Origin of the sequence: Niastella vici (assembly GCF_002077945.1) — a bacterium.
Lineage (GTDB): Bacteria > Bacteroidota > Bacteroidia > Chitinophagales > Chitinophagaceae > Niastella > Niastella vici.
Genome location: NZ_LVYD01000046.1, coordinates 260,088 through 274,291, shown reverse-complemented (window position 1 = coordinate 274,291; position 14,204 = coordinate 260,088). Strand labels below are relative to the sequence as shown.

General features: G+C 39.5%; 15 protein-coding genes and 1 tRNA gene. 6 read left to right on the top strand and 10 right to left on the bottom strand.

The window, feature by feature from the left end:
• On the top strand, window positions 1–325 hold a 325-nt coding region (locus tag A3860_RS41125; protein ID WP_158085290.1), incomplete at its 5' end, for a hypothetical protein.
• Window positions 326–1,468: 1,143 nt separating this feature from the next.
• Here A3860_RS41125 and A3860_RS17665 read toward each other — a convergent pair.
• Window positions 1,469–3,940: a T9SS type A sorting domain-containing protein gene (locus tag A3860_RS17665; protein WP_081148053.1), complete on the bottom strand. Its 2,472-nt coding sequence runs from the start codon at window positions 3,938–3,940 to the stop codon at window positions 1,469–1,471.
• Window positions 3,941–4,276: 336 nt separating this feature from the next.
• Here A3860_RS17665 and A3860_RS17660 point away from each other — a divergent pair, with 336 nt between their 5' ends.
• The 3 genes from A3860_RS17660 (at window position 4,277) to A3860_RS17650 (ending at window position 5,487) form a co-directional block, all read left to right on the top strand.
• Window positions 4,277–4,477, top strand: coding sequence for a hypothetical protein (locus tag A3860_RS17660; protein WP_081148069.1), 201 nt, complete (start codon window positions 4,277–4,279; stop codon window positions 4,475–4,477).
• A 33-nt stretch (window positions 4,478–4,510) separates the two neighbouring features.
• Window positions 4,511–4,996 (top strand): hypothetical protein, encoded by a 486-nt coding sequence (locus A3860_RS17655; RefSeq protein ID WP_081148052.1) that lies wholly within the window; start codon window positions 4,511–4,513, stop codon window positions 4,994–4,996.
• A gap of 83 nt (window positions 4,997–5,079) precedes the next feature.
• A complete protein-coding gene (locus A3860_RS17650) occupies window positions 5,080–5,487 on the top strand; it encodes a hypothetical protein (protein WP_081148051.1) in 408 nt (135 codons plus the stop codon).
• 164 nt (window positions 5,488–5,651) lie between these two features.
• On the opposite strand, the gene istB is transcribed toward A3860_RS17650, so the two are convergent.
• The 9 genes from istB to A3860_RS17600 form a co-directional block, all read right to left on the bottom strand.
• A complete protein-coding gene (gene istB, locus A3860_RS17645) occupies window positions 5,652–6,407 on the bottom strand; it encodes an IS21-like element helper ATPase IstB (RefSeq protein WP_081148050.1) in 756 nt (251 codons plus the stop codon).
• Window positions 6,408–6,586: 179 nt separating this feature from the next.
• The gene (locus tag A3860_RS17640; protein WP_081148049.1) at window positions 6,587–7,678 is read right to left on the bottom strand and encodes an IS110 family RNA-guided transposase; all 1,092 of its coding nucleotides are present in this window, start codon (window positions 7,676–7,678) and stop codon (window positions 6,587–6,589) included.
• Window positions 7,679–8,111: 433 nt separating this feature from the next.
• A complete protein-coding gene (locus tag A3860_RS17630; protein ID WP_158085288.1) occupies window positions 8,112–8,762 on the bottom strand; it encodes a nucleotidyl transferase AbiEii/AbiGii toxin family protein in 651 nt (216 codons plus the stop codon).
• A gap of 11 nt (window positions 8,763–8,773) precedes the next feature.
• A complete protein-coding gene (locus tag A3860_RS17625) occupies window positions 8,774–9,103 on the bottom strand; it encodes a DUF6922 domain-containing protein (protein WP_216823460.1) in 330 nt (109 codons plus the stop codon).
• Window positions 9,104–9,142: 39 nt separating this feature from the next.
• Entirely contained in the window at window positions 9,143–9,862 is a 720-nt protein-coding gene (locus A3860_RS17620) for a hypothetical protein (RefSeq protein ID WP_081148046.1), read from the bottom strand.
• A gap of 595 nt (window positions 9,863–10,457) precedes the next feature.
• On the bottom strand, window positions 10,458–10,691 hold the full coding sequence (locus tag A3860_RS17610; protein ID WP_143774158.1) for a hypothetical protein: 234 nt from the start codon (window positions 10,689–10,691) through the stop codon (window positions 10,458–10,460).
• Window positions 10,692–10,719: 28 nt separating this feature from the next.
• Entirely contained in the window at window positions 10,720–11,343 is a 624-nt protein-coding gene (locus A3860_RS41900; RefSeq protein WP_245843559.1) for a tyrosine-type recombinase/integrase, read from the bottom strand.
• Between the two features lie 16 nt (window positions 11,344–11,359).
• On the bottom strand, window positions 11,360–12,079 hold the full coding sequence (locus tag A3860_RS41895; protein WP_245843558.1) for a phage integrase SAM-like domain-containing protein: 720 nt from the start codon (window positions 12,077–12,079) through the stop codon (window positions 11,360–11,362).
• Between the two features lie 180 nt (window positions 12,080–12,259).
• Window positions 12,260–12,330, bottom strand: a tRNA-Cys gene (locus A3860_RS17600).
• Window positions 12,331–12,443: 113 nt separating this feature from the next.
• On the opposite strand from A3860_RS17600, the gene A3860_RS17595 reads away from it, so the two are divergent.
• Both A3860_RS17595 and dapF read left to right on the top strand, forming a co-directional pair.
• Window positions 12,444–13,319 (top strand): nucleoside phosphorylase, encoded by an 876-nt coding sequence (locus tag A3860_RS17595; protein ID WP_081148043.1) that lies wholly within the window; start codon window positions 12,444–12,446, stop codon window positions 13,317–13,319.
• Between the two features lie 78 nt (window positions 13,320–13,397).
• Window positions 13,398–14,186 (top strand): diaminopimelate epimerase, encoded by a 789-nt coding sequence (gene dapF / locus A3860_RS17590; RefSeq protein WP_081148042.1) that lies wholly within the window; start codon window positions 13,398–13,400, stop codon window positions 14,184–14,186.
• The last annotated feature ends 18 nt before the right edge of the window (window positions 14,187–14,204 follow it).

Genomic DNA, 14,204 nt, shown 5'->3' with positions numbered 1-14,204 from the left:
TCTGGTACCCTTTTCAAACGTTAAATACATAAGTGAGCAGAGCGACGATTGCAAAAAAAGGCTATGCGACCTCCTTGAGGCTATTTTTAGTCCAAATTTGGTTCAACAAGCGGAAAATTTTCAAACACGTTTTTTACAGATAGATTTATTCATTCAACTATTAAGGGAGGAAACGATTCGATTGGAAGCTTTGTCTAAAGGAGATATTAAAGAAACTCACCTTTTAAAAATATTGCAACCATTTCTTTTGAAAGTAGAAGATGTAGAGCAGAGTTTTAATAAGCTTAAAGAAGAATTTTTCAGTTATCTTATTGAAATAGCATAAAATACCAATAATATACCATTACTTCCGCCTTGGCCTATAAGGCTTCTCTAAAATAGAGGGTAACTAATTTGCCCTCGCTACGCAATTAGTTTGATCAAAATTCCTGGCAAGAGCCAAACTGATAAAAATAACTTTGCCGGTCAAAGGACCACAATTATGCAATCCTTGATTAAGAGGTTCAGATCAGATTCATCGGAGCCGTATAATTAATTGAAAATCAAGTGCCGTTTTTTTTAGTCGAGAAATGGTCGATCAAAATAGCTTAAATTTCTGTATTCTTACCTCTATTAACATAGGAATACTCGCTATTTCCAAATTTAGCGAATTAACTTATAAAGGGGGTACTTCACTGTTATTTCTTTTACTTTTGAGCAAACCGAACCACCATGAACTTTAACTTAATCGATAGAAAAAAAATGATGGTCTTAAACGTTTTGTGGTTGCTGTAAAGAGCGGCGAGCGTGATTTTTAAGTTGATGGAAAAATATCCGGCAACTGATTTTGGCTCATCAGGACCGCTCGTTCATACGCTTGAGTCTTTTTCTGGACGGTATGAAAACTATTTGTTTGAATCATTGAACAGAAGACCTACTGTTTTGACAATTTGGATGTTCAACAGAATCATTAACGCTGAACAAAATATTCTCATCAGGCAAAATATGGTTGACAGACTGCAAGCACTATTGACGCATCCTTTTGTTGACAAAGAGACTAGTGACGACATTAATCGTTTTGTAGAATATCAAAGGCAAATTTTGCATGGTAATTAAAGTCCTGCAGTTGTCAAGGTTATGAAATTTTACTTAGCAAAACATTTGTCTTGATCTATAATAATAAATAACGATAACTCCGGTAGAAGGGGAATGCTATTTCTCCGAAATTCGCCAAGCCGGCCCGCCATAACTGGTGATTTTAAAGCAGAGACATTTTGATTAAGATAAATTACAAAGAGCTTGAACAGATGTTTTCCACACTTTTCCATTTTCACGTACACACTTTATTCGCTTACTAATGTTATCTGTCAAAATCTATTTGAATATAAATTATACGTATTACATCCGTCTTATTCTCTAATGTTATAATTAAATGCCCAGAAGCCTTTTTCAATATTGCTATTACCCAAGCTTGTAACAAAATCATTACTTATTGTTTCAGTAACATTTTTTGAATGCTCTTCTTTGTTTTAGAATCGGTTATCAGCAATACATAAAGACCTTTCCTTAATTGACTAACGAATAGTTCCTTTGTATCATTAATCGACACATTACTTGTCTCCAATAATCTTCCCCAAATATCATAGAGTTGTAAATCTAATTTGTGATTCAAGTTGTTGATGATTATTATTTTGTCTAAAACAGGGTTGGGCAACACTTGCACCTGACCACCGAAAGCATTAGGATCAATAATAGCAGTTATTGGATAATTAAACCCATCAGACATCGGGCCGGTACAACTGCTTTCCGTCACCTGGACATTATACCTACCTGATTTGGCAGGATGCCAGAACTGGCCAGTAGCGTTTGGAATTAATGATCCATTTAAGTACCACTGGTTGCCTACCGAGGCTGAGGATTTCAATGAATCACCCATCAAGGAAATTGTAGGTTTGGAAGGCAACGGCATTATCTTTATTAACTGGCTTGCAGATGTGGACCCAACACTGTTTGTTACTGTTACCTGGTAAGTTGCTGAACTAGTAACTTTAAGCGTAGAGCCAATTGTGTGACCTAGATCATCCCATTGAAAGGTGCAATTGTCACAGTCGCTTGCAGTAGCCATTAAAGTCAGGGTATCTCCATAGCAAGCAGTGGTTGATGGGCTTGTTGTAATAATGGGTATTTCTGGATTAAGATTAATTGGCGCGATAGTATCAGCCTCAATTAAAACTGCTGAGCGACCAAAAGGTATTTTATATAGCGCCCCCCCAATTAAGGTCTGGCCAAATTGGCTTATGGCTATAGTATTTAACTGATTTTTTTTATTGTAATCACCTGACTGAATCCAGTGCCTGATGATATTTCCTGATGTATCCAGGGTGATGTAAAAAGCCTGTTGTGAATAAGTATTATTGGTACTGTCTTCGATAAATCCGCAAACAGTGTACTCATTTCTCATTGAATTGTATTGTTGATCCAGCGGTATATAATATTGATTGGCGAATGTTGGTGCGATAGATTTTTCCCATTGAGTAGTGCCATTAGAGGCATTTATCCGGCTAATCAATAAGGAATTTCCATTCTTACCCGTCCAATACACACTATTATTGGAAGAAGAAATGCCTTCAACAGATTGTCCTACTGGACGTGTTACAACCCAAAGTGTGGAAGTTTGCCCAAACAAATAGCGGCCAATTCGATAATAATTTGAAGCTTTACCCTGCCCGCTAAAAACCACTGAGGAAGAATTATGCATTCTTATATTTTGAACTACTATAGGTTGGTTTAATAATACCCCTTGTACCGCACCCCAACCTATTGGATTGAATTTATAGACCCCATAGACAGCCGACGTTGCATTAAAACCATATTGTATGTGGATAATGGAATCGCGGGATTTGGCAGCCAAAAGATCCTGTCTACCTTGAATGGAACTAAACTGGCTTCCTATATAATTGTTAAAGGTTCCAAATGAAGCTTTATCAATATTAAAAAAATGAATGGAATTATAATGGTCATAATAATCCTTCATTGCATATACATACACATTATCTGAATCACCCCCAGCATACAACTGTATCGGCTTAAAATCCACCAATCCAGACATGGAATATCCAGATTCCGCTGTTAACTTACCAAGGCTATCCAATCTTATAAAGAAAAGACTATCGGGGTAATTCTTATAATCAAACTGCATTTCATATCCATTATGTTTTAAGCATGATATCAGTATTTTTTTGTCGGCCGTAATAGACACTTTGTCGGCTTCCAAATGTGCACCTCGTCGAATATCCTTTTGCCATATCGTATTACCTGTTCTGGCACTTTTAAAAATTATTCTAACACCATGTCCAACTTGACTATATATTACATATTTTGTAGCTGAGTAAGGAAGAATTCTTTTAACCGAGCTCAACTCCTGGTAATAACTTTCAGTTCTTTTAATACGATAGGGCGCAAATACTGAACCTGTATCGCTTGCCAGTAAATTCACATACGCCCCTGTTGTATTCGATGCTTTCTGCAATTCACCAACGTAAAATAGCCGGTTGTTAAAATAGTAACACGAAACACCCCGGCTATATTGCGACGCATACTGAGTTCCGTTAAAAATACTCTGATGATAAACAAGACTACCGTTTGAATTGAATTTGCAGATTCCCCATTGCGCAATGCGAGAATCTCCTGCCGATTCATAACCGGTTGCATACAGATTATTTAATGAATCCACATCAAATGAAAGAGCGCTGGCATATGGGGCACCAGCGGCTGTAGATATAGGATTATATGTTATATTCCAAATTTTTACGCCAGTTGATCTATTAAGTTTCCATAACCGAAACGCGGTGTATGCACTTCCATAATATTTATGTATAGAACTTGCATACACATAATCCTTAGTTATTTTAATGTCATTGATAGACTCATCGGAGAAATTATCAGCATTAGGTATCGTCATCCAGATAGTATTACCATCTGATTTATTCAATCGTCCAAAAATAACCGGCTCAATAAAATTTAGATATCTGTTACCAAAAATATAAATAGATCCATCTTCATTTGGAACAACAGAAGTTACATAACCATTTGCAGAGAATCATAAGAAGGGTGTATCGGGGCAAGAATAAGCAAGGCCTCCAGCTGGTTTCGGATCATAAGAACCAAGCTTTGTATCCTCCTATTGAGCGGCGCTGGGATGAGATTATAACCATTTTGAAAATAGTCGCCACTGTTAATGTTCAGCATTGTTAATACCGGAATAATTAACCCTGGCCAAAACATAAATCACAACATTATGAAACTTCGCAAAGAGGTGTTAAAAGCAATAAACAAGCCTCCCACCAGGCGGCGCCTGATGGATGTGCTGGGCTGTACTGAATTTACCATCGCCCGATATATTCAAAAAAACAGCGATAATCTTACAAAAGCGGCAGCCTTACAAGTCATCCGGGAAGTAACCGGATTAACGGACAGCGAAATATTAGAAGGTAATTAAATGTGAATACTTGTAACTGCAAATAAATTCTTTATGGCCGAAACAACAAATAAACCTTCTTTCGATAAAGAAAAATGGAGGAATGGAAAGAATGAGTTGGTACAACTAATCGATGAATTCCTTAGAGCGTCAAGAGAGACAGGCGGTGAACCGGATATTGATTATTGGGTCTATAACTTTTTTAACCCCTATGATTTAAATGCAGGGCTCAGTGTTTATTCGAATGCAGCTGCGACAGCTCTGTACATGTTTGCCACTCACAAAAAAATCCGCCATCATTTTGAACAGATAAACGAAGATGATTTCGACTTTCTTTGTCTTCTGCTAAAGAAGCTAGTTGAATTCTGCGACTATATCCGGTCCAATGAATGCAATGTAGCTCTATTAGATAAATGCAAATGGGAAGCAGGGCATAATTCTCATCATTCACTCAAGGATATAGAAAAAGAAAAGGCTCGATATGTTTATAAGATAAAGCATTTAAAAAAGCGCACTCATATAAGCAAAAGTACAGTGTAGAATCATATCTAATAATGGTCATTTTTTAATCCGTGGAAATGACTTTATGATCATTGGTGTATAACATTTTAAAAGGAAAGTTTATGCCTATCCATATTGGTAAAATAATTCAAGAGGAAGTGGAACGCCAACGGTTTACTCAAAAGGAATTTGGTGCCCTGATCAATAAAAATGAAAAAACGGTACCTAATATTTTTTCTCGTGTTACTATGTCAATTGATTTATTGATCATTATTTCAGAGGCACTTAATATGGATTTTTTAAGCTTCTTTTATAATGAAAATCCAATGAATAGTTTACGGGTTGATGAAATTGCAAAATTAAAATTTCAATTACAGAAGATCACAGAGGAAAATAAACTGTTGCAAAGAGAGTTGGCATTAACACAGAACATCGTTGAATCCCAAAAAGAAACTATTTCACTCGCCAAAGAGCAGGTCGAACAATATAAATTGAAATTGACGGGCATCACCCATTTTAAAAAATACTAATCAGTACCATAACCAAAAGTCGCGATGTGTCTACATCGGGGCTTGTAGTCGGCAAGCAACAGTGCATAGAAATTGGCAATTAAGGATGTAGTATGATGTGGGGGGATTTGTGCATAATTTTAAAAGGGAACAGGTGCATGACTATTTGCCAAAATTATCGGTTTTTACTTTGCTTTTCCAAAGATTGTTTTTCTATTCTTGAGGCGGTAACTTTCTCCAGAGAGCTTGATAATTTCACAACGGTACAATAAGCGGTCCAGAATAGAGGTAGTGATGACCTCGTCACCAATCGTTTCCACCCATTCTTTGGGTGATTTATTGGTGGTAATGACAAAGGATACTTTTTCATGCAGGGCATTGATAAAATGAAAAAAGGCGTTGGCTTCGTTTCTGGCAATAGAGATCATCATAATGTCATCAATAACGATAAAATGTGCTTTGCAAAGCCTCCTGTAATCGGTCATAGCGATTTTAGAGATGCCTTTGGTTTTGAGTATAGTCATAATATCTTCCATTGTTCTAAAATAAGCCCTGTACCCTGCTTCAATCGCATGATAACATAATCCTGCTGCGAGCATTGTTTTTCCGATCCCATTAGGTCCCATGATAACAAGACTAAAGTTCTGATCAAGCCAGGTTAATTCTTTAAGCTGTTCAAGGCGACTGACAGGCATGCCTTCCACGGCAGTGCAGTCATATTGCTTTAGGTCATGGTTAACCGGCAGTCGCGCAATTCGTATTTTGTTTAACATCTCCCGATCCTGCCGGTGTTCGATTTCTACATCCAACATTCTGGCAGCAAAATCTAAATAGCTAATACCTTCATGCGATGCATTGTCTGCAAGCGATTGTATCTTTTCTCCGATTGCGTTTAACCTTAAGTACTTGCAATGGCTGGCAATTCTGTTTTTGATGTTCATTTGTATTTTATTGTTTGATTAAAAAATAGAGAACTATATGAGCGATACGCTGTAAACAAAGATGGCCGCTATCAACGCAAGTTGATTTTTGCGGCCATCTTCCGGGATCACGGGTGATTAACTGCTAAAAGCTTGTTCATATGCATCCAGATCACTTTTGTCGGGCTGTATCTGAGCTTTTAAAGTATTATCAGGATCAAGCAATATAATTTTGGCTTCTGTGCCATCAGCGTGCCTGTTTTCGGATTCAAACAGCGATAAGAGCGTTTGGCAATGCGGATAATGGCTTTGTTCTTTTCCATACGTTTACAATAATTTTTATACTTCATTAGTAACGCCGGGTCTTTTCTTACCACACTCCAGCTGCTTTCCACAAGAGCTACCCGCAGATGATGATTACGCCGGTTGGTGATACCACGTGTTCGTTTGGTGTCACCACTATCAGAGGTTTCAGGTATTAATCCTGCATAGCTGCACAAATGATCGAACCGTTTGAACCGCCTAATGTCCTGCAATTCAAATAAAATTACGGCGGCATTTACTTCGCCAATACCTGGTATAGTCCTTAGGATTCGAATGGATTCGGCATGGGCGTCCATTTTGCAGGTTTCCCGGATGGCCATAATTGCCTGGTGTAGTAACTCACGGGTATGTAGGTGTTCTTTAATATATAATTCAAGGGATTGTTTTAACGACGGACTACCGCCGCAATCCATTTTGAGCAGGTGGTTTACAAATCTTTTGCTCCAGTACCGCCCTTCTTCACAAGCCTCTGGTAAAGAAAGACCACTAAAATGTAAAAGGTGCCAAATGCGGTTTTTACAACGGGTCTGCGTATTGACCAGTCTTTCACGGGTACGTACCAGGGTGCGAACATGTTCCATCCCCATATCAGGGACATAAACGCTTTTAGCTTTACGGGTTTGCAGGTGATGACACAATTTGCGCGCATCAATCTTGTCCTGTTTCTGCCTTTTCTCTTTGTCACTGGTAGGGATATCTGCGGCATTGATAACCAGGCAATCTTTCCCAAGGTTTCTCAATGCTCGTTGAATGGAAAAACCACAGAACCCCGCTTCATATCCGATTTTAAAAGTAGCGTTGGGATAACGCCGGTTTAAATGTTTATTCAAAACCTCGGGATCTGGACTTTGTGTAAAGTCTTCGAGTTCAAACTCCCCATCCTGAATGTTTACCCGCCAGCTTATCTTGTGTACGTCGATTCCACAATAGATAATGATGCCGCTGAAATCTAATTGATTCTTGGTCATGGTGATGGTATTTCTTCCAACCTACAAATTTTTAGAGGTTCCACCATCTCAAACATCAGACCTTAAATGTGTGAGAGAAATAAAACTCGGGGCAATTGTGAGCTCAAAGATGTTACTAAAGACGGGGACCTTTCGGTTTTTGCCGATTGCGGGGTTTCGTCTCCATTAATTTCTGTGTAAGAGGTGGAATTTTAATGAAGACTTTCTGGGGATTATTAACAGCCTCACGCAGGCGATCAGCGATTACAGACCATTTAATATCCTGACCTATAAAGTCAACGGGTACATTAAAATCAATATCCTCATGGTGCAACAGTGCATTCCTTACCATGGAAATATTGTTCTGGGGATATTTCTGTTCACTTGCTGCCAGTAAATCCTTAAATGTGTGAGAGAAATAAAACTCGGGGCAATTGTGAGCTCAAAGATGTTACTAAAGACGGGGACCTTTCGGTTTTTGCCGATTGCGGGGTTTCGTCTCCATTAATTTCTGTGTAAGAGGTGGAATTTTAATGAAGACTTTCTGGGGATTATTAACAGCCTCACGCAGGCGATCAGCGATTACAGACCATTTAATATCCTGACCTATAAAGTCAACGGGTACATTAAAATCAATATCCTCATGGTGCAACAGTGCATTCCTTACCATGGAAATATTGTTCTGGGGATATTTCTGTTCACTTGCTGCCAGTAAATCCTTTAAGGGAAAGCTTTCAAGTAAAGTATAAACATCAACAAAATCCTTTAACCGGGTGCCGTTGTTATAGATGGCATTTAGTTTCATGGCACTGATATCCATTAATGAGATAATTCTTATGCCATCAATAATTTCCACATCCTCAATTAAAGGGTATTGATGAGCAAGTAGGTCAACTTTTACACCATCAACCAAACAGAATACGCCATTATTAATGGCCTGAATACGTGTTACGTTGTAGTTTTCCGATAAATGATTTGAAATTTCGGGAGAGTTAAAACCTGAAGTAGTAAAGAGATCTATATCAATAGATTTTCTGTGGCCAATTTTTAATGCGAGAGCAGTACCACCAACCAAATTAAATGAAGAAAATTTATCATCCTTCATTAACCTGTCAATTAGATCCATTGTCCCTTTCTCGACTGTTTCCTTATAAAGCATGCCATCTCCTCCTTTCTAATGTTGAAATAACTGCTAACCTCTTCTATTATATAATCCGGAAGAAATTTGATCTCATCTTTTAATGCTGTAACAATCTTGGGCATTCCATAAAAGCGGATAATTTCCTCCCATTCCTGTTTAGTACCTCGTTCCAAAACCCGTTCAATTACACTTCTGTACGTCTTCTGCCAATCAACTTCATCATAGCGCCAATCCCAAAACAATCCTTTGTCGAGGTTAGGTACTATGCCGGTTCCATTTGATGAAGTATTCTTTGTGTTTGCCATGATAATATAAATATACGAATTACCATTGGCCTTTAAAAGTTAATGCTGGAACTTAGACTCTAATTCCTTCAAAATCAGGGCTCCCTGAGGAAACAGTAGTTCTTCAAAAAAAGCATATGCTTCCTCAAACCGGTGGCGGATTTCCGTCTGTTTTCTCTCTGTAAGTCCCTTCTTCTTACCCAAAATAAGCTCCAGGCTCTTCTTTAAACTTCCCTGATCAACCCCAAACAATTTCATTTGAAGCCTGGCGAAGTGATCATTACATTGTAAACCATTTATGCCGCTGGTTTTATAGAATACATAAAAAACAAGGGATAAAGCAAAATTGGACAACTGAGCCTGACGGCACTTCTCCAATTGCTCAACAACCTTACGCTCGTATTCTTCTTTTACCGTTTCTACCTGGGGTAAGTAAAATGAGGTAAAGTAATGTCTATAAAGAGCCACATATAAAACAAGGAAGCTTAACAGGCCGGCTACAAAGAAACTTGCCAAATACTGAGGTAAATGAGTAAAGCCTCCCGAAATCATTATAATCACCAACGCTGGTAATGCAAACAACACAGCGAAGTGAACTATAACATGGGTATACCAATATTCTGCTATCAGTTTCTGGCGGGTGGCCGTAGTACTCCATTCAGGAGAATGTTCCATTGATTTTTTATGAAAGCTGGCAAACTGCTTGGCAATATATGCTTTCTCTAACGGGAGATCGAAGGAGATAAAGGAATTGGCTTTCTTCACTATACTTTTCATCATTTTATCCTTTTTCTAAATTTACGGGATTTAGGGGAAATTGGAATTACACGGGGATAATTTTTATTCTTCAATAACCTAATTTATAAACAATGGCGTGATAAAATATTTGTCGGCTGTTCCTTACATTTTATTAATTAAATTAGAATCTTTAACTATGTATTAGCGTTATGGTTTAGCAAAATATGGCCTGATATACTAACACCACTTTAAAGAACATCGACATAATATGGAGAAAATTCATGAAACATTATTCATTTTGCATAAATGTGCATCATCAGTCTGTAACAATCTGTGGGAATTGGGTCTTCCAATAATCATGGTATTGTACTTGTTTCCGAAATAATCTTCGTAATGCACCTCAATTACGTAGAATATATCTGTAAAACTAACACCTTCATCAAGTTTACCAATTAAAGCTAACCCTACCCCTTTAGAGATCGTTGTCGGCACTTCAGAAAAGAATTTGACATTACCCATCGATTTATAAGTAAGATTCTGAGCGTAGTGTCCCTCGTTAGCAATAGTCAAGTCAACGGAAAGTTCTTGTCTATACCCTTAAAATTACAGAACCTTATTTCTGGTTTTGCAAAGGGCTTCATTTTTTGTTTTCTAACACCGCCTGCTCTCTGAGTATCTGATTAGATTCTGTTAATTGCGAGACAATATTGGCGAGATAATTTATTTTCTTGCTGTTCTCTCTATCTAATATAAAAGCGTAAACTAAAGCCCCGACTGTTCCGGTTGCAGCAAAGAAGTTGATTACATTACTCGATTGTCCTTCGGTCCACTCCCACGGACGAAATAGATGGAAAAGAAAAATATAATTCATAATTGGCATTAGTATTTTATTCTTAACCCTACACAAATATGCTTTTACTGGCCGCTTCACTTCGTTGATCCCATAACTCTTTCACTTTCATCGCCGCCTGCTCCGGACTAATTCGAATATACCGATAAAAATCCTTTGTACTCTTATGCCCGCTGATTTTCATAATCAACTCAACCGGCGTACCAGCCAGGAATTCATTAGTACAAAATGAACGGCGACAGGTATGAGTAGTAATCCACTCGCATTTCGGTTTTACTTCGTCGATTTTCTTATTGCCCTTTGTGTATGTATGCTTAACACGTTCCGTTATACCGGCCAGCTTGCAAACAGTTTTAATATGTCGGTTAAACTCTGCATTGGTTAACGGTTCATAGTCTTTCTTAAACCGGTTCCCCAAAATATCCTTTGCAGCCTGACGTAACGGTATAACTACCCGGTGTCTGGATTTCTGTTGTTTCTTGAAAAGATACTCACCTCGTATATCCGGGCTTTCCAAAACAGAGAAATCAGAAAAACGAAGCCCGGTTAAACAACCAAGTACAAAATCATCACGGTATGGTATAAAATGGGAATGCCGGGAGAGGTCAAGCTTCCATATCATTTCAATTTCTTCCCAATTAAGATATTCAGCATCCACCTCTTCGCCAACCACATCCCAGTCACTTAAATCAATAGGCTATTATTTTTTTCTTAGCGCGGTTAATTAGAAAAGTTCGTAGTTGATTGACCGTTTTACCGACGGTATTAATTTTCAAACCGACTATAGGCACCTTACGCCGACGCTGCACATATTCATGGGATAGAAAGTCAACAAAGTCTTCGTAGAAATCAAGGGTAAAAGTTTCAAAGGTGAGGGAAATTTGCCGGGCGGCCTGATAAGCCAACAGATGGTCTTTCATATTCCGGTAAATCCGGGGCATATCTTTCGATACCTTCTTTGTCTTGGATATTATATATAGATCGATCTGGTGGAAAACATCCAGCTCCGTCTTCTTTTTCTCTATTTCCTGAACTACTTTTTCCTGTTCATCGTTTTTAACCAATTCGTCTAAAGAATATATATCCAGATCGGGCTTGTAATAATTCTTAACAAATTTTCCTTTATCTGGAACGTTCCTTCGCTCTGCATACTTAATAATATCCTCCACTAGTGTGAGTTGGGAAGTTAGCCGGGTATTTAAGTCTTTGACATTACCATACTCGGGCGGGAGATTCCTGGCTATTTTAAGTTCCTTCTTATCCCAGCAACTGACCGGAATTTGAATTTCGGTATCAAGTAAAGTCCGTTGCTTACTGGTATAGCAATATTGTATATGAATATTGCTGATACCGTCTGCTCGTGGGCGAAAGCAACCCGGCTTAATCGGGTATAACATAGTTATCTTCATACGTCATTTTTTTAGTCGATCAAATAGTCGATTAAATCGCCGAGTTAACTATGTTATGGAGATATAAAGGTAAGAAGCCGTTAGCGATGACCGTTGTTATAAAAGACTGAAAAAGAACGCGATAACTGTAAAGTTGTATAAAACTAAAAAAGGACCGCATTTATGCGATCCTTGATTTAGAGGTTCCGACCAGATTCGAACTGGTGTAGGAGCTTTTGCAGAGCTCTGCCTAGCCACTCGGCCACAGAACCAATTTCCTTTCCCGGAACCAGATTTTGGGTCTGACACCCAAAACCGACTCGTATAGGGTGTGCAAAAGTAGGATATTTGTCGGATATTTGGCCAACCTTTTTAATCCTTTTTTATGCAACGCATCCAGGAATCGGAATTGATTATCAACAAACGGGGGGCTGTTTACCACCTCGACCTGCGGCCCGAAGAACTGGCCCATACCATTATCACCGTTGGCGACCCCGACCGGGTGGCGGTCGTGAGCAAACACTTCGACCGCATCGAGCACAAACGCAGCCACCGCGAATTCATCTCCCACACCGGCGTCCTGGGCAAAAAAAGGCTCACCGTCATTTCTACCGGCATTGGCCCCGATAATATTGATATCGTGATGAACGAGCTCGACGCCCTGGTAAACATCGACCTTATTAACCGAACTATAAAGCCCCAGCTTACCCCGCTGAACATCATCAGGGTGGGCACTTCGGGCGCTCTGCAGGCCGATATCCCTACCGACAGCTTCGTGGTTAGTACCCACGGCCTCGGCATCGACAACCTGCTGAACTTCTACCGCTATGAAGAAAATGAGGAGGAAAAGCAATTGCTGCAATCTTTCGTGACCCAAACCCAGCTGAACCACCGCATATCACAACCTTACATCTGCGGCAGCAGCGCTCATCTTATAAAACATTTCGTTAATAACTTCCATCACGGCATCACGGTTACCTGCCCCGGTTTTTACGGTCCACAGGGCCGTATCCTCCGCCTGGGGCTCAGCAATCCGCACCTGATCGACCGCCTTACCCAATTTACGTTCGGCCCGCACCGCATTACCAATTTTGAAATGGAAACATCCAGCATATACGGACTGGGCAAACTGCTGGGGCATCATTGCCTGTCGATCAGCGCCATTGTCGCCAACCGCGTCACCAAACAGTTTTCCAGCGACAGCCAGGCGGCCATTGAGCAATTAATAAAAAAGACCCTCGACGAAATAAGCGAATGGTAATTAATGAGTATTAGGTAACAATATGTTATAATAAGGCGCCACTTTTAGAAGTTATTTAGTTTGTAGTAATATTGTGCAATGGAATTATTCTTTCAGAAATATCAGGGAACCGGAAATGATTTTGTAATCCTGGACAACCGCGACGAACGTTACAATGGCCTGACTATAGAACAGGTTCGCTTTCTATGCAATCGCCGTTTCGGCATCGGCGCCGATGGTTTGATGTTATTGAACAATGCCAACGGGTACGATTTTGAAATGAAATACTACAATGCCGATGGCCGCGAAAGCACCATGTGCGGCAATGGCGGCCGCTGCCTTGTGAAATTTGCCTATAATATCGGTTTGAAGAAAGATAAATACAACTTTATAGCCATTGACGGTCCGCATGAGGCCGAAATTGACGATGACGGCATTGTGAGCCTGAAAATGAAAGACGTGGATGCCGTGAAAGATTACCACAGCGATTTTATCCTCGACACCGGTTCTCCCCATTATATCAAACTCACGCACAATGTATGGGATTATGAAGTTTACAAAAAGGGGAAAGAGATCAGGTACAGCAACACCTTCGCCAAAGACGGCATCAATGTAAACTTCGTTGAACAAAAAAATAACGATGAAATAATAGTACGCACCTACGAACGCGGGGTGGAAGATGAAACCCTTTCCTGCGGTACCGGCGTAACGGCCAGCGCCCTGGTTTGCTATCATAACGAACGGGGTTTCAATGATGTAACCGTACTTACCCGTGGGGGTAAATTAACCGTGGAATTCGACCGCACCGATGACGATACCTACCGCAACATCTGGTTATGCGGCCCTGCTGAAAAAGTTTTTGAAGGAAGTGTACAATTAAAAGGTTAAACAACCAATGTGTAAGAT